Here is a 20960-nt window from a genome sequence, read left to right as displayed (position 1 = left end):
ACAGCAAGCAAGGCGCACCGCGCGGTGATCGGGGAGTAGTCGATGGCTCTTTCCAGCATCGGTAGCGAGGCTGAACCCGTCGAACAACCGAACCACTCCCACACTGAACAGCACAGCACCAAAGTTCTGATGCTGGGCGCGCTTGGCGTCGTCTATGGCGATATCGGCACCAGCCCGATCTATGCCTTCCGCGAGGCGCTTCACGCTTCGCCTGGTACCGACACGCGTATAGATGTCCTGGGCGTGCTGTCGCTGATCGTCTGGGCGCTGACGATTATCGTCACCATAAAATACGTCGCTTTCGTGCTTCGCGCCGACAACAAGGGCGAGGGCGGCACGCTGTCCCTGATGGCGCTGGCGCGCAGCGCCTATCCAAAAGGCGCCAAGCTTATCCTCGGCATCGGACTTTGCGGGGCGTCGCTTTTTTTCGGAGACGCTATCATAACTCCGGCCATTTCCGTGCTGTCGGCAGTTGAGGGCCTGGAAGTGGTGACACCGACGCTGGAGGCCTATGTCGTTCCGATCACCTTGGTCATCCTGGCATTTCTGTTCTCCGTGCAGCGCTTCGGCACGGGGAAGGTGGCGGCAGTATTCGGGCCGGTGACGGCGCTATGGTTCCTGGCCATCGGCGTTTCCGGGCTCTACCACCTGATGGACGATCCTTCGGTGCTGTTGGCGATCAACCCGTATTATGCGATCGCCTACTTAGCCGGCACGCCGACCGCCGCTTTCGTGACCGTTGGTGCAGTGTTCCTGGCGGTAACGGGGGCCGAGGCGCTTTATGTCGACCTTGGACATTTCGGGCGCAAGCCGATCGTGCTCGCGTGGTTTTCCGTGGTGTTTCCTTGCCTGCTGCTCAACTACTTCGGCCAGGGCGCCTTTGTATTGGCGAATGGCGGCAGGCCGACCAATCCATTCTTCGAGATGTTGCCGGATTGGGCGCTGATGCCAATGGTCGGCTTGGCAACGGCCGCCACCGTGATCGCCAGTCAGGCGGTGATCTCGGGTGCTTTTTCGCTGGCACGCCAGGCAGTGCAACTCAACCTGCTGCCCCGCATCGAGGTGCAGCACACGTCCGAAATGCAGAGCGGCCAGATTTATATGCCGCGCGTCAACCTGCTCATCGCCCTGGGAGTGATGCTGCTGGTTGTCGGCTTCGGCAGCTCGAGTTCGCTGGCTTCCGCTTACGGAATTTCGGTGACCGGCGAGATGCTGATGACAACCATTCTGCTGTTCGTTGTCATGCGCAATTTGTGGAAATGGCAGCTTGGGCTCGCCCTGGCATTGGCGCTGCTGTTCGGCACCATCGACATGGGTTTCTTCCTGGCGAATGTCGTCAAGATCGTGGAAGGCGGATGGGTGTCAATATCCGTTGCCTGCCTCATGGGGCTGATCATGACCACCTGGATACGCGGCAGCCGCTATCTCTTCGACAAGACCCGGCGCAACGAAATCCCGCTCGATTTCCTCGCCGGCAATCTGTTGAAGAAGAAGCCGCAGCTGGTGTCCGGCACCGCCGTGTTCCTGACCAGCGATCCGCAAAGCGCGCCGACAGCGCTGATGCACAGCCTGAAGCACTACAAGGTGCTGCACGAGCAGAACGTCATTCTGTCGGTGGTCACCGCACCGCAGCCGCTGGTGCCCGACAGCGAACGGGTCAAGATGGAGACAGTCAACGAGTTGTTCATGCGGGTGACGCTGACCTTCGGCTATATGGAGCAGCCCAACATTCCGCGCGCGCTGGCGATCTGCCGCAAGCAGGGCTGGAAGTTCGACATCATGACGACTTCGTTCTTCCTGTCGCGGCGCTCGCTCAAGGCATCGCCCAATTCCGGCATGCCGGTGTGGCAGGACAAGCTGTTCATCGGGCTCGCCCGCTCGGCGGCCGATGCGACGGAGTATTTCCAGATCCCGACCGGACGTGTGGTCGAGATCGGCACGCAGGTGGCGATCTGAGGTTTCCGGCAGCCTTTGACGCCACGCACCGGTCATTGCGGGGCAAGCCCTGCGCTGGGAACATGGTAGCCCTACCGTCACGGCACTTGATATTGCATCGCAGCAAGCGTAGAGCACCGCGCGCCTATCGGAGTGTCGTCCATGGCCCTTACCAATGCTGGTATTGAGGCAGAACCCGTCGAACAATCGAGCCATCCCGAAATCGAACAGCACAGCACCAAAGTTCTGATGCTGGGCGCGCTCGGTGTGGTCTATGGCGACATCGGCACCAGCCCGATCTACGCCTTCCGGGAAGCGCTTGTTGCGTCCTCCGGCGGCGAAATCGCCGAGCGCGGCGATATTCTGGGCGTGCTGTCGCTGATCATCTGGTCGTTGACGATTATCGTCACCATCAAATACATCATGTTTGTGCTCAGAGCCGACAACCGAGGCGAGGGCGGCGTGCTGTCGCTGATGGCACTGGCGCGCGGCAGTTTCCCGACCCGCTCGGCGATCATCCTGGCCATCGGTATTGTCGGCGCGTCATTGTTCTTCGGTGACGCCGTCATCACGCCGGCAATCTCGGTGCTTTCGGCGGTTGAAGGCATGAATGTCGTTACCCCGACCTTCCAGCCCTACGTCGTGCCGCTGACGCTGGTCATCCTTGCGATCCTGTTTTCGGTGCAGCGCTTCGGGACCGGCGGTGTGGCGCTGATCTTCGGGCCGATCACGGCGGTCTGGTTCCTGGCTATCGGTCTTTCGGGCTTGAACCACATCATCGCCGATCCCGAAATCCTGTGGGCGGTCAGCCCGCACTACATCGTCGCCTTCCTGATCAATTCGCCCGATGTCGCCTTCGTGACCATCGGCGCCATCTTCCTCGCCGTCACCGGTGCCGAAGCGCTTTATGCCGATCTGGGCCATTTCGGCCGCAAGCCCATCGTGCTCGCCTGGCTGGCCATCGTGTTTCCCTGCCTGCTGCTAAACTATGCCGGGCAGGGCGCTTTCGTGCTGGCGAAGAACGGTCACGTCGGCCACCCATTCTTCGAGATGAACGAAGGCTGGACGCTGATCCCGATGGTGGTGCTGGCCACTGCCGCGACGGTTATCGCCAGCCAGGCGGTGATCTCCGGCGCCTTCTCGCTGACCCGGCAGGCGGTGCAGCTCAATATGCTGCCGCGCCTCGAAATCCTGCACACGTCGGAACGGCAGTCGGGCCAGATCTACATGCCGCGCGTCAATGTTTTGCTGGCGTTGGCGGTGATGTTGCTGGTCGTCGGTTTCGGCGAGTCGAGCAAGCTCGCCTCCGCCTATGGCATCTCGGTGACCGGCAACATGCTGGTGACGACGGTGCTGCTGTTCGTCGTCATGACCCGCATCTGGAAATGGCGGCTGTGGGTGGCGGTCGCCATGACGGCGCTGTTCGGCTTCATCGACATCGGCTTCTTCGCCTCCAACATCGTGAAGGTGTTCGAGGGCGGCTGGGCGTCGCTTGCGGTGGCCTTCACCATCGTTCTGGCGATGTGGACCTGGGTGCGCGGCAGCCGCTATCTGTTCGACAAGACCCGGCGCAACGAAATCCCGCTCGATTTCCTCGCCGGCAATCTGCTGAAGAAGAAGCCGCAGCTGGTGTCCGGCACCGCCGTGTTCCTGACCAGCGATCCGCAAAGCGCGCCGACAGCGCTGATGCACAGCCTGAAGCACTACAAGGTGCTGCACGAGCAGAACGTCATTCTGTCGGTGGTCACCGCCCCGCAGCCGCTGGTGCCCGACAGCGAGCGGGTCAAGATGGAGACAGTCAACGAGTTGTTCATGCGGGTGACGCTGACCTTCGGCTATATGGAGCAGCCCAACATTCCGCGCGCGCTGGCGATCTGCCGCAAGCAGGGCTGGAAGTTCGACATCATGACGACGTCGTTCTTCCTGTCGCGGCGCTCGCTCAAGGCATCGCCCAATTCCGGCATGCCGGTGTGGCAGGACAAGCTGTTCATCGGGCTCGCCCGCTCGGCGGCCGATGCGACGGAGTATTTCCAGATCCCGACCGGACGTGTGGTCGAGATCGGCACGCAGGTGGCGATCTGAGGGGTCTCGAAGGGATAAATCGTCGAGGAGGCTAATATGAGCGGCGAATTGGTGCTGGTCACCGGCGGGTCCGGCTTCCTCGGCGCTCACTGCATCCTCGAACTGTTGAAGGCCGGCTACCGCGTCCGCACCTCCGTGCGATCGGCCAGGCGCGAAGCCGATGTGCTCGCCATGCTCAAGGCAGGTAGCACGGAGCCCGGTGACGCCCTTTCATTCGCCCATGCCGATCTGATGGCCGACGCAGGCTGGCCGGCGGCGGTGGCCGGCTGCGATTACGTGCTGCATGTCGCATCGCCTTTTCCGCCCGGCGTGCCCACGCATGAGGATGACCTGATCCTTCCGGCGCGCGAGGGCGCGTTGCGCGTGCTGCGGGCGGCGCGGGATGCCGGGGTCAGGCGCGTCGTGCTCACCTCATCCTTCGCGGCCGTCGGCTATGGCAAGATGCGCGCGGATGGGCAGCCTTTCAACGAGGAAAACTGGACCGATCCGGCAGGCAAGGTCAGCGCCTATGTGAAGTCCAAGACGCTCGCCGAGCGCGCGGCCTGGGATTTCATCGCCGAGCAGGGCGGCGCGCTGGAGCTTGCGGTCGTCAATCCCGTTGGCATCTTTGGACCGGTGCTCGGCGCGGACCATTCGACCTCGACCGAATTTGTCCAGCGCATGCTGAACGGCGCCGTGCCTGGGCTGCCGCGCCTGTCCTTCGGCGTCGTCGACGCGCGCGACGTGGCGGATCTGCATGTTCGCGCCATGACCCACCCCGCCGCCAAGGGCGAACGGTTCCTGGCTGTCGCCGGCGATTTCATGACGGTGCGCGAGATCGCGCAGACCCTGAATACGCGGCTCGGGCCGGCGGCGTCGCGCGTCTCGACGCGGGAGTTTCCCGATTGGCTGGTGCGCATCATCGGGCTGTTCAATCCGGAAGCGGCACAACTCGCAACGGAACTGGGCAAGATCAAGAACGCCACCAACGCCAAGGCGGTGCGCGTGCTCGGCTGGGCGCCACGCTCGCGCGAAGATGCTTTGATTGCCACGGGCGAAAGCCTGATCCGGCTGGGACTGGTCAAGCGACGTAAGTAATTGTGCGGGAGGCCGAACCTTAAGGGCTCGGCGTCCCGCAATGGCAGCTTTCAGCCGGCCAGTGCAGCCTTGTTCGTCTCCAGAAACTGCTTCAGCGGCACCGACTTTCGGCCGGAGAGTTTTTCGACCGCGTCGGTCACCATGCCGAGGTCACCGGCGCGGGCGGCGGCGTCGAATGAAACCAGCACCTTGGCGAAGGGTTCAGGCAGGCCGGCCGACTTCATTCCCTCGGTCAGGGCTTCGTCGGAAAGCTGGATGACCTTGATCGGCTTGCTGGTGACCTCGGTGACCAACGCCGCCACTTCGGCAGCCGTATACGCACTGGGGCCGGTGAGCGTGTAAGTCGCGCTTTCGCTGCTGTCCGAGGCGAGCCCCGCTGCGATCGCCGCCGCGAAATCGTCACGCGTGCCGTAGGAAATGGCGCCGTCGCCGGCAGAGGTGTACCACTGACCCGACGCCAGAACCTGCGGCAACGCCATGAACAGGTTCTCGTTATACCAGCCATTGCGGAATATCGTGTAGGGGATCCCGCTCGCCTTGACCGCCTGTTCGGTGTCGTAGTGGTCGGGCGCGAAAACAACCGGCGAACCAGGCTCGGGGTTGGGCATCGAGGTGTACAGCAGGTGGCCGACGCCAGCCTGTTTGGCCGCCGTCACCGCCGCAAGCTGCTGCTCGCGCCGCTTCCCCTGTACCTCAAGTTCGTTGGTCGAGATGACGAGTGCCCGGTCGGCTCCCGCGAAGGCCTCGGCAAGCGATTGCGGGTCGTTGAAGTCAGCGGCTCTGACGACGACGCCGCGCGCCGCCAGATCGGCAAGGTTGGCGGGTGTACGGGTGGTGGCGATGATGCGGTTTGCGGGGATCTTTAATGTGTCCAGCAGGTGGTTGATGACGCCGCGGCCAAGCTGGCCGGAAGCGCCGGTGACGAGAAGGGTTGCGGTCATGGGGGATCCTGAAATTGCGCCGGGTGGCGGGTGCTTCTGACAGTCTCAAAAAGAGACCAGCACTAAAATAAGAATTGACCGGCCACCGTAAAGAAGGCAGTTTTTAGGGAGGTAGGCACCGCCAGGGAACCAGCAGCCATGGACGGCAAGGTCGTCAATCTGAGAACCAAGCTCAATATATTCAAAGCCACCAGCGATGGCGCAAACATTGCCGATTGCCCGGTTCGCGACGTGATGCAGGGCGTGAACGGCAAATGGAGTTCGCTGCTGATGGCGGCGCTCGCAGAGCAACCCTATCGTTTCGGCGAGTTGCGGCGCCTGGTGCCCGACATCTCGCAGCGCATGCTCACCCAGACGCTCCACGATCTGCAGCGCGACGGCTTTGTTCATCGCGAAGTGTTCCCGACCAAGCCGCCAAGCGTCGAATACAGCCTGACCGATCTCGGCCGTTCGATGTTCGGCGCCTTGCATCAATTGATCCTGTGGGCCGAACTCAACCATGGTGCGGTGCGCAAGGCGCGCGCTGCCTTCGACGCCGGTGGCTGATATTTTGGTCCATGCAGCAAAGGCTTGATTTGACAATGGCGCTGAAGGATTGTCCGGCCAGTAGTTGGGCGGGCAATGGAAAAATCTCTCGACATCGCGATTGCGGGCGCCGGCCCGGCGGGGCTCGCCACCGCGCTCTATCTCAAGCGCGCGGGCCACAACGTCACCATCTTCGAACGTTTCGAGGAACCCAAGCCCGTCGGTTCCGGACTGATCCTGCAGCCGACCGGGCTGAGCGTGCTCGCCGATCTCGGCCTGCTCGACGACATTCTGGCGCTGGGGAGCCGCATCGAGCGTCTGCATGGCGCCGATGCCTCGAGCGGCCGCACCGTGCTCGCCGTGCGCTACGATGCGCAGCCTGGCGGCCGTTTCGGGCTGGCGGTGCACCGGGCGGCGTTGTTCAACATGTTGTTTCGCGCCGCGCAGCGCCAAGGCATCGCCATCGAAACCGGTGTCGAGATCGAGACGCTGGACGTCGGTGAGCGGGCGATCCTGATCTTCGACAAGAGCCGAACGGTGGGGGGCCGCAGGGCAGGGCCGTTCGACCTCGTGGTCGACGCCAGCGGCTCGCGTTCGAAGCTGCGCCGGTGCCTCAACGATCCGGCCCAGCCGCGGCAGCTCACTTACGGCGCGTTCTGGGCCTCGCTCGGCTGGCGCCAAGGCTTCGACGAAAATGCGCTGCTGCAGCGCTACGACAAGGCCAGCGTGATGATCGGCGTCCTGCCGATCGGCCGACCGGAACCGGGCGGGGAAAAGATGGCGGCGTTCTTCTGGAGCCTGAAGCCGGCGGATGCCGAAAACGTGCGCGCGGCAGGGCTCGACGCATGGAAGGCGAGACTGGTCTCGCTGTGGCCGCAGTGCGAGGCGTTCACCAGCCAGATCGACAGCTTCGACCAGCTGTCGCTGGCGCGCTACGGCCACCACACGATGAAGCTGCCGGCTGGCCGCAGGCTGGCCGTGATCGGCGATGCCGCGCATTCGACCAGCCCGCAGCTCGGGCAAGGCGCCAACATGGCGCTGCTCGACGCGGCAGCACTCAGCCATGCCTTGGCACAAACGGGCAACGTCGAGGCAGCGCTGGAAAGCTACGCCCGGGCGCGGCGATGGCATGTTTGGATCTTCCAGCTGCTGTCGCTGGCGCTGACGCCGTTCTACCAGTCGGACGGCACGATGCTGCCCTTCTTCCGCGACAGGCTGGTGGCAACCATCGCCAAAATCCCGCCAGTGCCAAGCGTGCTTGCCTCGATGGTGGCCGGCACGCTGATCGATCCGTTCAGGCGGATCGGGCTAGAGGAGGTGCACTGGCCAGATCATCGGGCGGGATCAGGGTCGAGAGAGACGAATTTCTCGCACGCAGGAATAGACGCAGCCGCTGCGGATAGTCCGGCGCCACGGCACCCTTGATCGAGGCGCGTTCGCTCAACGCCTTGCGCCAGGCCTGGACCAATGGCTTGCCGTCCAGAATGCCGAAATTGCCGATCCGGTCGAAGGCGTCGAGATAGCGGAAGACCGGGCCGTAGACGGCGTCGACGAGGCAAAAGCGCTGGCCGCTGAACCACGGTCCGGCCTGGTCGGCCAATTCGTTCTCGACACGATCGAACATGGCTGACAGCGCTGCGGATTCCGCCAGGAAGGCGGCCTCCGTCGATGCCGAGTAGAACCGGCCGATGGCGTTCAATGTCGCTGAGCCGAACTCGATCCAGGCGCGATGCCGGGCACGGGCGTAGGCGTCGGCCGGATGCAGAGGATTGGCTTGCGTCTCCTCGAGGAATTCGAGAATAACGGCAGATTCGAAGATCACCGTCTCCTCGCCATTTGCGTGGACGATCAGCAGCGGCACCTTGCCCAGCGGCGAAATCGCCTTGAACCAGTCCGGCCTGTTGGCGAGGTCGATGGTGACACGCTCGAACGGTACGCCCTTCTCGGCCAGCGAGATCGCCGCGCGCTGCACATAGGGGCATAGATGATGGCTGACGAGAATGAGCTTGCCAGTCATTTCATTCTTCTCAGTCATTTCATTCTTCTCAGGCATGTCACTCTCCCCAGACATAGTTCAACGCGCCGTCCTCGACGCGCGTCGACAGGAACATCAGTCGCGACGCTTTTGGCGCCGGACCTTCGATCCGGTCGCCTGATGTCATGTCGAAGGCGGCGCCGTGCCATTGGCAGACCAGCTTGCCGTCCTTGCAGTCGAGCGGCCCGCCGAAATGCAGGCAGACATTGGCGGCGGCGCGGATGCGCTCACCGCTGCGCCAAATATGGACCTCGCGGCCGAAGAATGGCGCGATCAGGCTGCCCGTCTGTGGGACGTCGGCGACTTTGCAAATTTCGTGTTTCATGGATCTTTCCCGGATCGATGCAGTTGCATGCATATAGATGCAAGTGCATTGACCGTCAAGCTTGATGCAACTGCATCTATCGCCTAGAATGGGTCATGGCCAAAACAACCACGCCTTCGCCCGAAGCCGTCAAGGCCTGGGCCCGCCTGATGCGGGTTTCGCGCCAGCTCATCGAAAAGGCGGAAGAGGCTTTGAAGACTAGCGGCTTGCCGCCGCTCGACTGGTATGACGTGCTGCATGAACTCGCCGAGGCGGGTGAGGGCGGGCTGCGGCCATTTCAGCTGACCGAGCGCACTCTGTTTGCGCAGTATAATATCTCGCGGCTTCTGGCGCGGCTCGAGGCCGAAGGACTGGTCGAGAAACTCAGGGTTGCCGACGACGGCCGCGGCCAAACCATCCGCATCTCGGCCAAGGGCCGTGAGACCAGGCGACGGATGTGGGCTGTCTATGGACGGTCGATTGCGGAATTGGTCGGCGCAAAACTCTCCGCGGAGGAGCTGAAGATACTGGCGAGCCTGCTTGGAGAGCTGCGCCATCCGCCCGCCGATGATTGATCCGTCAGAATCTCGTGGTTTGCTCGGCGGCTCTCACGTCGACGATTTTTCTACCTGACCCCTTGCGTCGAGCATAGGATTGCGCAATATGCCGAACCGTAACGTACGGTACGCCGTTTGAGGCGACCCGGCGACCTCATCGAATGGGCGGAAATTGTTGCAGGCAAGCGCCGACATCGATACCAGCGAAGTGCTGACAGAGCGGCAAAAGGCCGTCCTGGACGCGGCTTTGCGGCTGCTGGTCGAGGAGGGCGACAATCTGACCATGACGGCGGTGGCGCGCCGCGCCAGCTGCTCGAAGGAAACGCTCTACAAATGGTTCGGCGACCGCGACGGACTGCTGACGGCGACCGTGCAGTGGCAGGCATCGAAAGTGCGCGTGGTGCCGGTCGACGGTGAGCGGCTGGATCTTGCCTCGCTGACGGCAAGCCTGGAAGGCTTCGCCTCGGACTGGCTGAAGGTGATTTCGAGCGATACCTCGATCGCGCTGAACCGCGTCGCGGTCGGCCATGCCGGATCCGGAAAGGACGATCTCGGCGCCATCGTGCTGGAGAATGGCCGTTTCGCGCTGGCCAGACGGCTGAAGCCGGTGCTGCTTGCCGGCAAGCAGGCCGGGCTGCTCGACTTTACGGACGCCGAAATGGCGTTCCGGACCTTTTTCGGGCTGGTCGCCCGCGACGTGCAGATCCGTCTCCTGCTCGGCGACAGGCTGGAATTGACTGAAGCGGCGATCGGCGGCGATGCCGCCCGGGCGACGCAGCAGTTTCTCGCTCTTTATGGAGCAAAAACCGGGCCGCAAGGCCTCTAATCTCTACGGGAAGGAAGCAAAAGATGCGTGTCTATTACGATCGCGACGCCGATCTCAATCTGATCAAGGGCAAGAAGGTCGCCATTATCGGCTATGGCAGCCAGGGCCGGGCGCACGCGCTCAACCTCAAGGATTCCGGCGCCAAGGAAATCGCCATCGGCCTCAAGGCGGGATCGGCGACCGCCAAGAAGGTCGAGGCTGACGGGCTCAAGGTGATGAGCGTGGCGGACGCTGCCAAATGGGCCGATTTGATGATGATGGCGACGCCTGACGAATTGCAGGCCGACATCTACAAAAACGAAATCGCGCCAAACATTCGTGACGGCGCCGCGATTGCCTTCGCGCACGGCCTCAACGTGCATTTCGGCCTCATCGAGCCGAAGTCGACCGTCGATGTCGTCATGATCGCGCCGAAAGGCCCCGGCCACACGGTGCGCGGCGAATACCAGAAGGGCGGCGGCGTGCCGTGCCTGGTCGCCGTCAACCAGGATGCTTCCGGCAACGCGCTCGATCTCGCTCTGTCCTACGCCTGCGGCGTCGGCGGCGGCCGTTCGGGCATCATCGAGACCAATTTCCGCGAGGAATGCGAGACCGATCTGTTTGGCGAGCAGGTCGTGCTCTGCGGCGGCCTGGTCGAACTGATCCGCGCCGGTTTTGAGACGCTGGTGGAAGCCGGCTATGCGCCCGAAATGGCCTATTTCGAGTGCCTGCACGAGGTCAAGCTGATCGTCGACCTGATTTATGAAGGCGGCATCGCCAACATGAACTACTCGATCTCGAACACCGCCGAATGGGGCGAATATGTCTCGGGCCCGCGCATCATCACCGCCGAGACCAAGGCCGAGATGAAGCGCGTGCTGAAGGACATCCAGACCGGTAAGTTCACCTCGGAATGGATGCAGGAATACCGCGCCGGCATGTCGCGCTTCAAAGGCATCCGCCGCAACAATGACAGCCACCAGATCGAGGAAGTCGGCGCCAAGCTGCGCGCCATGATGCCCTGGATTTCCAAGAACAAGCTGGTCGACAAGGCCAAGAACTAACCCGCAGTCGTCGGGATTGGGAGCAAAGAGCCGGCGGAGCGATCCGCCGGCTCTTTCATGCCGGTTTATCGATCAGGATACTCAGCCATAGTGCCAATGGGGCTTCGGCTCGGTGCCGGTGAACTCGACGCCGATGCGGTCGTCGCGGCGCCAGCGCACGATGGCCTTGTAGCCGATGCCGTCGACCGGCACATAGAGCAGGAACTCGTCCGGGACGCGCGCGTCTATAGACACTTTCAGCTCGGCGCCGCCGGCATGCATGTTGCGCACCGTGCACTTGACCTCGGAATTGGTGAGGCCGGTCAGAATCGTCGCGCCTTTCAGCACGCGCTGCCGGTGTTTGTTTCGCAATTCGTTGTCGGCCATGACGGCACGTCCTTCGCGACCGGATCGGCGCGATCGTCAGATGGGGCACGATATCACGGATAGGCTGAGCCGATAAACATATGGTTAGCGGTGACCGAGACCAGCCGTCTTTCCCAAATGAAAACGGCGCCGCGATGGGGCGGCGCCGTCGTGTATTGTCGTTTATAGTTCAGCTGTAGGGCGACCAGCATTGCTGGCGCGGGCCACCATAGGGCTGGAACGTGTTGTCCCAGGCCCGGTAGGACCGATAGCGGTCGTAGCACCACTGGACATGGGCGCTGGACAGACGCTGCGTGCGGTAATAGCGGCGGGGCGCCGGCTGCACGTAATAGCCGTCATTGTAATAGCCGTTGTTGTAGTAGCCGTTGTTGTAGATGCTGCCGAGGCCGAGACCCAGGCCGAGGCCGAGAACTGCTGCGGCGCCGCTGTCAAAATCACGGCCGCGATGGTGACGGTGATGGCGCCAGCGCCAGTTGTCGCCGCCGTTCCAGTTGCCGCCATTCCAGTTGCCGTTGTTCCAGTTGCCTGACCGGGCAAAGTGACGGCCGTCGTGGCGGCGCCACTGCCAATCGTTGAAGGAGCGGCGGTCATTGCCGCCCGCCCAGCTGTCGCGAACCGGTGTGATGTCAGACAATGCGGTGCTTGTCGGCACCGCCAGGTTTGGCTGCAGGATCGGGCCGGCGGCGGATGGCGCCGTGAGACCCGAGAAAAGACCGAGCGCTAACAGCCCGGATTTGACTGTGGACGAAAAGAGCGAGCTCATTGCACTCTCCAAGTGATACAGGCCCCACGCCCGGATACCCCAGGGAAGTGGCCTATTGATGGACCTTGGCGTCTGAACGGAGGATGAACAGAAAGGTTCCATCAGCCATGACAAGCAGCCCTTGTTTTCATGGGCGCTTGCAGGCAAAGGTCAGTCCATGTCGCTGCGCCTCGCCACTTTCAATGTCGAAAACCTGATGAACAGGTTCGATTTCTCGGGCTTCCGCAACCAGCTCAACGAAGACCGCACGCTGGCGCTTTTCGACATCCAGAGCGAAGCCGAATACCGGATGCTGGAGCAGGCGCGCGCCATCGCGCAATCCGACGATACGCGCCAGTTGACCGCGCTCGCCATTGCCGCCACCCGTGCGGACATCATCTGCATGCAGGAGGTCGACAACATCGAGGCGCTGAAGGCCTTCGAGTACGGCTATCTCTTCAAGATGGTGGGCGAGGGTTACCGGCAGAAATACACCACCGCCGGCAATGATTCGCGCGGCATCGACGTTGCCGTGATGATGCGCAACGAGACCGCGCAAGGTCAGCCGATCGAGTTCGTGCGCATGACCAGCCATGCCTATGTCACGTTCGAGCAGTTCGGATTGCACACGCCTGAACTCGAGGCGCTCGGCAACCTGGCCAATGAACGCATCTTCCGGCGCGACTGCCTGGAGGTCGACATCAAGGTCGGCGGCGTGCCGCTGACGCTTTACCTCGTCCATTTCAAATCGATGGGCTCGCCGCGCAATGGGCTCGACGGCCGCGAGGCGACGATGCCGGTGCGCATCGCCGAGGCGCAAGCGGTGCGCCGCATTATCGACGAGCGCTTCGGCAAAGAGCACGCAGCCGACAAAAACTGGGCGATCTGCGGCGACATGAACGACTACCGGCAGCGGGTGAAGATCGAGGGCGACGCTATCGACGGCTACCGCTTCCAGGTGATCGACGAGAGCCAGTCCTGTATCGATGTGCTCACCGCCGGCGGCTTTTGCGAGAATGTCGTCGAACGCCGGCCGGAGATGGACCGCTGGAGTTTCTACCACACGCGCGGGCCGAAGGAGCGGCATCTGTGCCAGCTCGACTACATCCTGCTGTCGAAAGGGCTGGCGGCGAAGAATGCGACGGCGGTTCCCGACATCATCCGCAACGGCCAGCCCTGGCGCACCATCTTTCCGGCCGGACAGGCGGTGGAGCGCTTTCCGCGCGCCGGCTGGGACCGGCCGAAGGCGTCGGACCATTGTCCCGTCGCAATTACCCTGGACATGGCTTGAGCACGGTGAGCTTCGACCTGCCGCGCAACGTCATCCTGCCCGTCGACGAAATCGACGTCCGGCTCGACCCCGGCCCGCATCCGTTCGAGCGCGACAACGCGCAGGCGATCACTGACAACTGGCGGCGCGAGGTCACGGCCAATCCGGCGTTGTTCGACGGCACGGTGGTGCTGCTCTCGGCGCTCGCCTGGCGCGACAAGCGGATCGTCGGGCGTTGTCACGCGGTGAAGTACTCGACCTTCCTGCTGTGGCGAAAGAACCGGCAGGGGACGGGCGCCGAGCATGCCTATGGCCACGCCATGCTGGTCGCCGGCGACAACGCCCTGGTGGCGATCCGCATGGGCGCGCACACGGTCCCGGCCGGCAGTGTCTACTTCGCTGCCGGCTCGTTCGAGCCGATCGATTTTCGCGATGGCCGCGTCGATGTCGATTTCAACATGATCCGTGAAGTGCGCGAGGAGACCGGGCTTGACCTGACAGGCGCTGCGCGCGGCAAGCGCTACCATGCGCTGTCGACTTCGACCGGCACGGTCCTCTTCCGCCGCTACCACGTCGATGCGCCGGCCGACGAGGTTGCGCGGCGCATCGGCGCCTTCGTCGCGACCGAGACCGAGCCGGAGATCGAGGGGCCGGTGATCATCCGCCACGCCGCCGACCTGCCGGAAGGGCTGGCACCGCATATGAAGCCGCTGGTCGAGTGGCATTTTGGCGGTGGCGGGGGCTAACGGCGCGGATTGTTCTGCGCCGCCTTGCGGTCGTTGCGGGCGGCGACGAGGAACAGGATGACGCCGATGCCCAGCAATCCACCCATGACCATGCCCATCGTCTGGCCGACGACTGCCTGAAAATCGGCGGTGACACGATCGGGATTGGCCATGCCGTAGCGGGCGAGATACCACCAAAGTCCCGCAAGGGCGCCTTCGATGATCACCATCGTCAGAATCAGCCGCGCCTTCTTGCTCATTGCCACTCCTTGACCAGATGCTTTGCTCTAAAATTAGCATCGCAGACCGGACGACAACAAGTATTGCCGATGTCGACAAGCACCCATCCTTGTGGATAGCGGTTGGTTGCGGTGGAGCTGATCTGGCGCTTATTCGTGGCGCAGCGCGTCGATCGGGTCGAGCCTGGCGCCGCGCAGCGCCGGGAAGAAGCCGAACACCATGCCGATCAGCGCCGAAAAACCGACGGCGAGCAGGATGACCGCCGGGCTCGGCGCAAACGGTATGGCCAGCGTTGCCGAGGCGAGGCCGGCCAGCGCCAGGCCGATCAGGATGCCGATAATGCCGCCGAGCAGCGACAGCACCGTCGCCTCGACCAGGAACTGGATGAGGATGTGCTTTTCATGCGCGCCGATGGCGAGCCTGATGCCGATCTCGCGGGTGCGCTCAGTGACCGAGACCAGCATGATGTTCATGATGCCGATGCCGCCGACCAGCAGGCTGACGCCCGCGACGGCGCCCAGCATGCCGGTCATGGTGGTGGTGGCGCTGGCCATGGCGTCGGCGATCTGGGTCATGTCGCGGATCGAGAAATCGTCTTCGCGGTCCGGCGTGATGCGGCGGGTGTCGCGCAAAATGTCCTCGACTCGCGGCTGCAATTCGGTGGTCGGGGTGCGGTCGTCGGCGGCGACGTAGATGTTGTCGATGTCGCGGTTGCCGGCGATGCGGCGCTGATAGGCGGCAAGCGGCATTAAGACGACATTGTCCTGGTCCTGGCCGAAGCCGGTATAGCCCTTGGGTTCGAGCAGGCCGATGATCTTGCACGAGGTGCGGTTGACGCGGATGATCTCGCCCTCGGGTTCGCCGGCGCCGAAGAATTGCTGGCGCACCGTTTCGCCGATCAGGCAGACGCCGGTGCCGGAGCGTGTTTCCGAATCCGAGAACGGGCGGCCCGACACCAGCTTCCAGTCGCGGGCGTCGAGATAGGCGCTGTCGGTGCCGGTGACGCCCGAGGTCAGGCTCTCGGTGCCGAAAATGACGCGGACTTGTTTCTGCGACGCCGGCGCAATGGCGCGCGCTCCGGTCAGGTGGGCTACGAGGGCGGCTACATCCTTGTCGGCCAGAGGCCGTACCGCCTGGTCGAGCCCGCCTGGTCCGCCGGTGCCTGCCGGGCGGCCGGAACGGACGACGAGCAGGTTCGAGCCGAGCTTGGCGATGTCCGACTTGACCTTGGCCGTGGTGCCCGAACCGATGGTCAGCATGGCGATGACGGCGGCGACACCGATGACGATGCCGAGCAGCGTCAGGAACGAGCGCAGCACATTGCGGCGGATGGAGCGCAGAGAGAGGCGGACGGTTTCCCAGATCATGACGCCAACTCCGACTTGACCGTGTCGGACGCGACGTGGCCGTCGAGGAAGCGGATGGTGCGCTCGGCATAATCGGCGACATCGGCCTCGTGGGTGACCATGGCGATGGTCAAGCCGAGCTCCCGGTTCAGCCGCGTCAACAACTCCATGATCTCATGCGTGCGGGCGGTGTCGAGATTGCCGGTCGGCTCGTCGGCGACGAGCAGCGTCGGCCTGGTGACGATGGCGCGCGCGATCGCCACGCGCTGTTGCTGACCACCGGAGAGTTCGGCCGGCGTGTGATGTTCGCGCCCGACCAGGCCGACCTCCGCCAGCGCCTGCATGGCAAGATCGCGGCGCTCGCGGGCCGGCGCGCCGCGATAGATCAGCGGCAGCTCGACATTTTCCGCCGCCGTGGTGCGCGGCAACAGATTGTAGCCCTGGAAGACGAAGCCGATATAGAGATTGCGCAGCAGCGCCCGGCGGTTGCGGTCGAGCCGGCCAGCATCGATGCCCATGAAGGAGTAGGTTCCGGCCGTCGGCGTGTCGAGGCAACCGATGATGTTCATCGCGGTCGATTTGCCCGAACCGGACGGGCCCATGATGGCGACGAATTCGCCACGCTGGATGGCGAGGTCGACGCCGGCCAGCGCATGGACCTTGGCTTCGCCCTGGCCATAGCTCTTCCAGACCGTGTCGAAACCGATGAGGCCCGCGGCCATGGCGTCAGCTCCGCAGCTGCGAGGCCGTGATAACCTCTGCACCTTCGTCCAGCCCGGAGGTGATCTCGGTCAGTTCGCCGTCGGTGGAGCCGATCTTGACGTTGACCGGATGCGGCCGGCCGTTCTCCAGCACATAGAGCGTGCGTGAGCCGTCGGTGGGCGCCTTCACCGGCTGGCGGCGGTTGCCGCCACGGCCCATGCGGCCGGTGAACAGATCGCTGAGGCTCCACGCGCGCGCGGCCTGCTGCGCCGGGCGGTAGCGGAAAGCGGTGGACGGCACGGTGAGCACGCTCTTGGCCTGCCTGGTGACGACCGAAACCGTGGCGGTCATGCCGGGCCGCAGCAAAAGCTCGTTATTGTCGACTTCCAACCGTGCATTGTAGGTGACGACGCCGTCGGTGGTGACCGAGGCGTAGGAGATGTCGCGGATCTCGGCGTCGAACGGCCGCTCCGGAAAGGCATCGACGGTGAAGCGTGCATGCTGGCCTGGTTTGACCGCGCCGATATCGGCCTCGTCGACCGCCGCCACCAATTCCATGTTCCTCAAATCGGCGGCGATGATGAACAGAACCGGCGCCTGCAGCGAGGAGGCGACCGTCTGGCCGGGGTCGACGGAACGCGTCAAGACGATGCCGTCAATCGGCGCATAGATGGTGCTCTTGGCAAGGTCGGTCTGCTGCGCCTTGAGATCGGCCTGGGCGATGGCGAGATTGGCCTGCGCACTATCGAGCGCCGCCTTGGAGCGGTCGCGCGTGGCAGTCGCCGCCTCGAGCGACTGATCGGTCGCCATGCCACGCCTGGTCAGTTCGGCCGCGCGGGTGAGGGCGCTTTCGTTCTCCTTCAGGGTTACCGTGGCGTCCTCGACATTGGCGGCAGCGGCCTTGGCCGAGGCTTCGGCGCGTTCGATCTGGACCTCGAGTTTCACCGTGTCGAGCGTCGCCAGCACGTCGCCCTTCTTGACCTGCTGGTTCTCTTCGGCCGAGACCGAGCGGATGATGCCGGACAGCTCGCTTGAAATGTCGACCTGGGTGAGGGGCTGCAGCGTGCCGGTCGCCGAAACCGCGACGGTGAGGTCGGCAATGGTAGCCGGCGTGGTGGTGTAGTCGATCTTGGCCGGGGAGCCGGCAAACCACTGGTAGCCAGCCAACCCGGCGGCAAGTGCGATCAGCGCCAGCAGCGCGTAAAGCCAGCCCCGGCGGCGCGTCTTGCGCACGCCGCTCTGATCAAGCCCGAGCGCCGCCTCGATGGCGGAATCCGATTCCGTCTTTGGCAGATTGACAAGCTGGTCCACGCCGGACCCCTATGAAAGCGTAATGTCCCTAGTTGTGCACAGATCAGGCTTGGTGGTTCGAATATCAAATTAAATTTCGGCCATGTTCGGATTGAGGCGGAAGGTTTTTCAAGATGCAGACCCGCAATTACTTGCTCTACGATGTGTTTACGACGGAGCGGCTGGCCGGCAATCCGCTGGCTGTCGTGCTCGACAGCCAAGGGCTGGATACAGCCGCCATGCAGGCCATTGCGCGCGAGTTCAACCTGTCCGAATCGGTCTTCGTGCTGCCGCCGGACAATCCAAAACATCGCAACCGCATCCGCATTTTCACGCCCGACTATGAGATGCCGTTCGCCGGACATCCGACAGTTGGCGCCGCGATCGCGCTGGCCGAACTGACAGGCGAGGGCGAAGCCGGCATCTTCGTGCTGGAGGAGAATATCGGCCCGGTGCGCTGCGCCGTCAGCCGGCACGATGGCGCCACCTTTGCCGAGTTCGACCTGGCGAAGCTGCCGGAGCCGCTGAAGCTCGATGCCGACCCGGAGGCGATCGGCGCCGCCCTCGGGCTGGCGCCGCACGAGATCGGCTTCGAGAATCACCTGGTGTCGTTCTGGTCGGCAGGCGTGCCTTACGTCAGCATTCCGGTCTCCAATCTGGAGGCTGCCGGCCGGATCAAGCTCGACAACCAGGCCTGGTCGGAACTGGCGCCGCGCAAGAGCGAATGGGCCTTCGCCAGCCCGTACGTCTATTGCCGCCAGACGGTGAACCATGACAGCGCCTTCCATGTCCGCATGATCGTGCCGGGTACTCCCTCCTATGAGGACCCGGCGACCGGGTCGGCGGCGGCGGCCTTTGCCGGCGCCATCATGCATTTCGATGCGCCCACCGACTGCATTTCGCAGCTGTGGATCGAGCAGGGGCTGGAGATGGGCCGCCCGTCACGTATCCGCTTGGAACTCACTGTCGAAGGCGGAAAATTGGCGTCCGCGCGCATCGGCGGCCATGCCGTCAAGGTGGCGGAAGGAAAGCTGTTCGTGTGACCGCCTGCGGCAGTTCAGCGATTTGTCGGGAAATGATTCCGGCAGGGCTGGACAGGACCGGTATCGGCGGCTATATGCCCGCCAACGCCGGTTTTTACCGGTCGAGTGGGTGCGTAGCTCAGTTGGTAGAGCAGCTGACTCTTAATCAGCGGGTCCACAGTTCAATCCTGTGCGCACCCACCAAATTTCTAGAAGAGTTGGTGGAAGACCTTGGAATGCCGGACGCGTTGACGCGCCTCGACATGCCTCAATCATGGGGCAGGTTTGCCTTAAACTCGGCGGCCGGTAAGCCGGTGCGCTATTTGGCGAAGGAGTGAAGGCCGCGCTGGATTAAGAAAAGCCCGGAAGCCGAAGCCGCCATCAATTAAAGCCAGTTTGAAACCACGGACTGGTGTCATACCCTAAGCGCGGATTATAATGATCCAGGAAGTTTTCGGCCCTATTTGACGGTCGCGCAACCACGGTGCCTGTCGATTTGCAATCCGGTTTCGCGGTCGGCTTGCTGCCAGCCTTCTTATGAGCTGTAGAACACGAGGTTGTAGCCTGAGCGGTGGCCACCTTTTTCTTCTCTTTCGCAACAGCTGCTCCGGTAGCGGCCAATACTATTGCTACGCCAAAGACAACGAGTTTCATTGAAAACGCCCTCACCCTGCACAATCCGTAATGATTGCGCCTGGTCACCGTTACGTCAATCACATTTTGTCGGCAACGGCGGCGAATAGTGCCAGTAAAAAGAGCCCACCACAGAAGCAGCGGGCCAACCCCCAGGTGCGGAATCTTTCAGCGGCCGTGCTGTTCGAGCCACCAGCCCGGAATGCCAGTGATCGGCCCGACGATGGTCAGTGAAGGTTCGGGCCGGCGCCCTCCCGTCAAATCGCTCTAGCTACTTCTCTGACACGCCAGCCTCGGCAAAACTCGCCATCCTCGCATGGCATTCCAGTGCCGAGCGGACGATGTTGACGGCGAGGCAGGCGCCGGAGCCTTCGCCCAGCCGCATGCCGAGGTCGAGCAGCGGCGGCAGGCCGAGCGCTTCGAGCAGGCGGCGGTGGCCGGATTCGGCCGAGACATGGGCGGCGATGGTGTGGGCGAGGCCAGACGGGTGCAGTCGCGCCAGGGGCGCTGCCGCTGCCGTGCAGACGAAGCCGTCGAGCAGCACCGGGACGTTCTTGCGGCGGGCGGCGAGCGTGGCGCCGAAGATGGCGGCGAGTTCGCGGCCGCCAAGGGCGGCGGCGATCTTCAGCGGGTCGGACAGCGCGTCGGCATGGCGCTTGAGGCCGGATTCTATGGCGGTGACCTTGCGCTTCAGGCCGGCATCGTCGACGCCGGTGCCGCGCCCGGTCCATTTTTCAGCGCCACCGCCGAACAGGGCGGTCGAAATGGCGGCCGCCGGCGTGGTGTTGCCGATGCCCATCTCGCCGAAACAGACGAGGTCGAGGTCGTTCGTCACCGCGTCATAGCCAGCCGAGACGGCGGCGAGGTAGGTTTTTTCGTCCATTGCCGGCACGTCAGTGAAGTCGCCTGTCGGATGATCGAGATCGAGCGGGATGACGTCGAGTTCCGCGCCGGCGATGCGGGCAAGCTGGTTGATGGCGGCGCCGCCGCCGGCAAAATTCGCCACCATCTGCACCGTCACTTCCGACGGGAAGGCCGACACGCCTTGCGCCGTCACACCGTGGTTGCCGGCGAACACGAAGACTTTGACGCGGTCGAGTTTCGGCATGTCGCGACCCTGCCAGCGCGCCAGCCAGGCGGCGAGAGTTTCCAGCCGGCCCAGGCTGCCTTGCGGCTTGGTCAGCGTGTCCTGGCGGCGGGCGACGGCGTTGGCGGCGGTATCGCTGCCGGCAGGCAGATCGAGACAGGCGGCGCGCAGTTCGTCGAATGATTTGAATGGCATGGGGAAGGAATCTCCGG

Annotated in this window: 21 protein-coding genes, 1 tRNA gene and 1 pseudogene; 12 read left to right on the top strand and 11 right to left on the bottom strand. The window is 63.5% G+C overall.

Annotation, left to right across the window (positions count from 1 at the left end; genetic code table 11):
* Positions 1–42 precede the first annotated feature (42 nt).
* The 3 genes from NKJ57_RS25670 to NKJ57_RS25660 all read left to right on the top strand — a co-directional run bounded on the left by NKJ57_RS25670 (position 43) and on the right by NKJ57_RS25660 (position 5094).
* Positions 43–1956, top strand: a complete 1914-nt coding sequence (locus NKJ57_RS25670) for a potassium transporter Kup (RefSeq protein WP_023823130.1) — start codon at positions 43–45, stop codon at positions 1954–1956.
* A 141-nt stretch (positions 1957–2097) separates the two neighbouring features.
* A complete protein-coding gene (locus tag NKJ57_RS25665; protein ID WP_286459217.1) occupies positions 2098–4017 on the top strand; it encodes a potassium transporter Kup in 1920 nt (639 codons plus the stop codon).
* A gap of 36 nt (positions 4018–4053) precedes the next feature.
* Positions 4054–5094 (top strand): SDR family oxidoreductase, encoded by a 1041-nt coding sequence (locus NKJ57_RS25660; protein ID WP_023714293.1) that lies wholly within the window; start codon positions 4054–4056, stop codon positions 5092–5094.
* Positions 5095–5144: 50 nt separating this feature from the next.
* Here NKJ57_RS25660 and NKJ57_RS25655 read toward each other — a convergent pair whose 3' ends face one another.
* Positions 5145–6035: an SDR family oxidoreductase gene (locus NKJ57_RS25655; protein WP_023714294.1), complete on the bottom strand. Its 891-nt coding sequence runs from the start codon at positions 6033–6035 to the stop codon at positions 5145–5147.
* 138 nt (positions 6036–6173) lie between these two features.
* On the opposite strand from NKJ57_RS25655, the gene NKJ57_RS25650 reads away from it, so the two are divergent.
* Positions 6174–6581 (top strand): winged helix-turn-helix transcriptional regulator, encoded by a 408-nt coding sequence (locus NKJ57_RS25650; protein WP_023690335.1) that lies wholly within the window; start codon positions 6174–6176, stop codon positions 6579–6581.
* Positions 6582–6656: 75 nt separating this feature from the next.
* Positions 6657–7898 (top strand): annotated as a pseudogene (locus NKJ57_RS25645) (FAD-dependent oxidoreductase); the annotation flags it as partial.
* Here NKJ57_RS25645 and NKJ57_RS25640 read toward each other — a convergent pair.
* Complete coding sequence (locus NKJ57_RS25640; RefSeq protein WP_352513090.1) at positions 7855–8577, bottom strand: glutathione S-transferase family protein; 723 nt, start codon at positions 8575–8577, stop codon at positions 7855–7857. The pseudogene NKJ57_RS25645 and the gene NKJ57_RS25640 overlap by 44 nt on opposite strands.
* Positions 8578–8614: 37 nt before the next feature.
* Positions 8615–8920, bottom strand: a complete 306-nt coding sequence (locus tag NKJ57_RS25635; RefSeq protein WP_023690332.1) for a Rieske (2Fe-2S) protein — start codon at positions 8918–8920, stop codon at positions 8615–8617.
* Positions 8921–9015: 95 nt separating this feature from the next.
* Between NKJ57_RS25635 and NKJ57_RS25630 the strand changes: the two genes are divergently transcribed.
* The 3 genes from NKJ57_RS25630 to ilvC all read left to right on the top strand — a co-directional run bounded on the left by NKJ57_RS25630 (position 9016) and on the right by ilvC (position 11325).
* Entirely contained in the window at positions 9016–9474 is a 459-nt protein-coding gene (locus NKJ57_RS25630) for a MarR family winged helix-turn-helix transcriptional regulator (protein ID WP_023698360.1), read from the top strand.
* A gap of 157 nt (positions 9475–9631) precedes the next feature.
* Complete coding sequence (locus NKJ57_RS25625; protein WP_444849000.1) at positions 9632–10282, top strand: TetR/AcrR family transcriptional regulator; 651 nt, start codon at positions 9632–9634, stop codon at positions 10280–10282.
* Between the two features lie 23 nt (positions 10283–10305).
* Positions 10306–11325 carry a ketol-acid reductoisomerase gene (gene ilvC, locus NKJ57_RS25620; protein ID WP_013531065.1) on the top strand — a complete coding sequence of 340 codons (1020 nt, stop codon included), beginning with the start codon at positions 10306–10308 and terminating at the stop codon, positions 11323–11325.
* 81 nt (positions 11326–11406) lie between these two features.
* On the opposite strand, the gene NKJ57_RS25615 is transcribed toward ilvC, so the two are convergent.
* Complete coding sequence (locus tag NKJ57_RS25615) at positions 11407–11691, bottom strand: PilZ domain-containing protein (RefSeq protein WP_023685169.1); 285 nt, start codon at positions 11689–11691, stop codon at positions 11407–11409.
* A gap of 169 nt (positions 11692–11860) precedes the next feature.
* The gene (locus tag NKJ57_RS25610) at positions 11861–12454 is read right to left on the bottom strand and encodes a BA14K family protein (protein WP_023698358.1); all 594 of its coding nucleotides are present in this window, start codon (positions 12452–12454) and stop codon (positions 11861–11863) included.
* Positions 12455–12611: 157 nt separating this feature from the next.
* Here NKJ57_RS25610 and NKJ57_RS25605 point away from each other — a divergent pair, with 157 nt between their 5' ends.
* Positions 12612–13724: an endonuclease/exonuclease/phosphatase family protein gene (locus tag NKJ57_RS25605; protein WP_023712688.1), complete on the top strand. Its 1113-nt coding sequence runs from the start codon at positions 12612–12614 to the stop codon at positions 13722–13724.
* A gap of 5 nt (positions 13725–13729) precedes the next feature.
* Positions 13730–14449, top strand: a complete 720-nt coding sequence (locus NKJ57_RS25600) for an NUDIX hydrolase (protein WP_023712689.1) — start codon at positions 13730–13732, stop codon at positions 14447–14449.
* Here the strand turns inward: NKJ57_RS25600 and NKJ57_RS25595 are convergent.
* The 4 genes from NKJ57_RS25595 to NKJ57_RS25580 all read right to left on the bottom strand — a co-directional run bounded on the left by NKJ57_RS25595 (position 14446) and on the right by NKJ57_RS25580 (position 18027).
* Positions 14446–14688: a hypothetical protein gene (locus NKJ57_RS25595; RefSeq protein ID WP_023690325.1), complete on the bottom strand. Its 243-nt coding sequence runs from the start codon at positions 14686–14688 to the stop codon at positions 14446–14448. The genes NKJ57_RS25600 and NKJ57_RS25595 overlap by 4 nt on opposite strands.
* A 129-nt stretch (positions 14689–14817) precedes the next feature.
* Positions 14818–16035, bottom strand: coding sequence for an ABC transporter permease (locus NKJ57_RS25590; protein WP_023685173.1), 1218 nt, complete (start codon positions 16033–16035; stop codon positions 14818–14820).
* Positions 16032–16736: an ABC transporter ATP-binding protein gene (locus NKJ57_RS25585; protein ID WP_023735929.1), complete on the bottom strand. Its 705-nt coding sequence runs from the start codon at positions 16734–16736 to the stop codon at positions 16032–16034. Before NKJ57_RS25585 ends, NKJ57_RS25590 begins: the two co-directional genes overlap by 4 nt.
* 4 nt (positions 16737–16740) lie before the next feature.
* The gene (locus NKJ57_RS25580) at positions 16741–18027 is read right to left on the bottom strand and encodes an efflux RND transporter periplasmic adaptor subunit (RefSeq protein ID WP_352513036.1); all 1287 of its coding nucleotides are present in this window, start codon (positions 18025–18027) and stop codon (positions 16741–16743) included.
* Positions 18028–18140: 113 nt separating this feature from the next.
* Between NKJ57_RS25580 and NKJ57_RS25575 the strand changes: the two genes are divergently transcribed.
* Positions 18141–19049: a PhzF family phenazine biosynthesis protein gene (locus tag NKJ57_RS25575; protein WP_023735927.1), complete on the top strand. Its 909-nt coding sequence runs from the start codon at positions 18141–18143 to the stop codon at positions 19047–19049.
* Positions 19050–19156: 107 nt separating this feature from the next.
* Positions 19157–19232, top strand: a tRNA-Lys gene (locus NKJ57_RS25570).
* Between the two features lie 177 nt (positions 19233–19409).
* On the opposite strand, the gene NKJ57_RS25565 is transcribed toward NKJ57_RS25570, so the two are convergent.
* Entirely contained in the window at positions 19410–19682 is a 273-nt protein-coding gene (locus NKJ57_RS25565) for a hypothetical protein (protein WP_155922523.1), read from the bottom strand.
* A 250-nt stretch (positions 19683–19932) separates the two neighbouring features.
* Positions 19933–20943: a nicotinate-nucleotide--dimethylbenzimidazole phosphoribosyltransferase gene (cobT, locus tag NKJ57_RS25560; protein ID WP_352513038.1), complete on the bottom strand. Its 1011-nt coding sequence runs from the start codon at positions 20941–20943 to the stop codon at positions 19933–19935.
* Between the last annotated feature and the right edge of the window lie 17 nt (positions 20944–20960).

It is taken from the genome of Mesorhizobium sp. M0077, from assembly GCF_040322955.1.
Lineage (GTDB): Bacteria > Pseudomonadota > Alphaproteobacteria > Rhizobiales > Rhizobiaceae > Mesorhizobium.
Note: the sequence above shows the minus strand (reverse complement) of the source record. Positions and strands in the feature narration are given on the sequence as shown.

Excerpts from the sequence above, each read along its gene's own strand:
- NKJ57_RS25615 (WP_023685169.1), bottom strand. The coding sequence starts at position 11,691 with ATGGCCGACAACGAATTGCGAAACAAACACCGGCAGCGCGTGCTGAAA.
- NKJ57_RS25565 (WP_155922523.1), bottom strand. The coding sequence starts at position 19,682 with ATGAAACTCGTTGTCTTTGGCGTAGCAATAGTATTGGCCGCTACCGGA.
- NKJ57_RS25585 (WP_023735929.1), bottom strand. The coding sequence starts at position 16,736 with ATGGCCGCGGGCCTCATCGGTTTCGACACGGTCTGGAAGAGCTATGGC.
- NKJ57_RS25660 (WP_023714293.1), top strand. The coding sequence starts at position 4,054 with ATGAGCGGCGAATTGGTGCTGGTCACCGGCGGGTCCGGCTTCCTCGGC.
- NKJ57_RS25655 (WP_023714294.1), bottom strand. The coding sequence starts at position 6,035 with ATGACCGCAACCCTTCTCGTCACCGGCGCTTCCGGCCAGCTTGGCCGC.
- NKJ57_RS25640 (WP_352513090.1), bottom strand. The coding sequence starts at position 8,577 with ATGACTGGCAAGCTCATTCTCGTCAGCCATCATCTATGCCCCTATGTG.
- ilvC (WP_013531065.1), top strand. The coding sequence starts at position 10,306 with ATGCGTGTCTATTACGATCGCGACGCCGATCTCAATCTGATCAAGGGC.
- NKJ57_RS25635 (WP_023690332.1), bottom strand. The coding sequence starts at position 8,920 with ATGAAACACGAAATTTGCAAAGTCGCCGACGTCCCACAGACGGGCAGC.
- NKJ57_RS25665 (WP_286459217.1), top strand. The coding sequence starts at position 2,098 with ATGGCCCTTACCAATGCTGGTATTGAGGCAGAACCCGTCGAACAATCG.
- cobT (WP_352513038.1), bottom strand. The coding sequence starts at position 20,943 with ATGCCATTCAAATCATTCGACGAACTGCGCGCCGCCTGTCTCGATCTG.
- NKJ57_RS25590 (WP_023685173.1), bottom strand. The coding sequence starts at position 16,035 with ATGATCTGGGAAACCGTCCGCCTCTCTCTGCGCTCCATCCGCCGCAAT.
- NKJ57_RS25595 (WP_023690325.1), bottom strand. The coding sequence starts at position 14,688 with ATGAGCAAGAAGGCGCGGCTGATTCTGACGATGGTGATCATCGAAGGC.
- NKJ57_RS25670 (WP_023823130.1), top strand. The coding sequence starts at position 43 with ATGGCTCTTTCCAGCATCGGTAGCGAGGCTGAACCCGTCGAACAACCG.
- NKJ57_RS25605 (WP_023712688.1), top strand. The coding sequence starts at position 12,612 with ATGTCGCTGCGCCTCGCCACTTTCAATGTCGAAAACCTGATGAACAGG.
- NKJ57_RS25650 (WP_023690335.1), top strand. The coding sequence starts at position 6,174 with ATGGACGGCAAGGTCGTCAATCTGAGAACCAAGCTCAATATATTCAAA.
- NKJ57_RS25575 (WP_023735927.1), top strand. The coding sequence starts at position 18,141 with ATGCAGACCCGCAATTACTTGCTCTACGATGTGTTTACGACGGAGCGG.
- NKJ57_RS25630 (WP_023698360.1), top strand. The coding sequence starts at position 9,016 with ATGGCCAAAACAACCACGCCTTCGCCCGAAGCCGTCAAGGCCTGGGCC.
- NKJ57_RS25610 (WP_023698358.1), bottom strand. The coding sequence starts at position 12,454 with ATGAGCTCGCTCTTTTCGTCCACAGTCAAATCCGGGCTGTTAGCGCTC.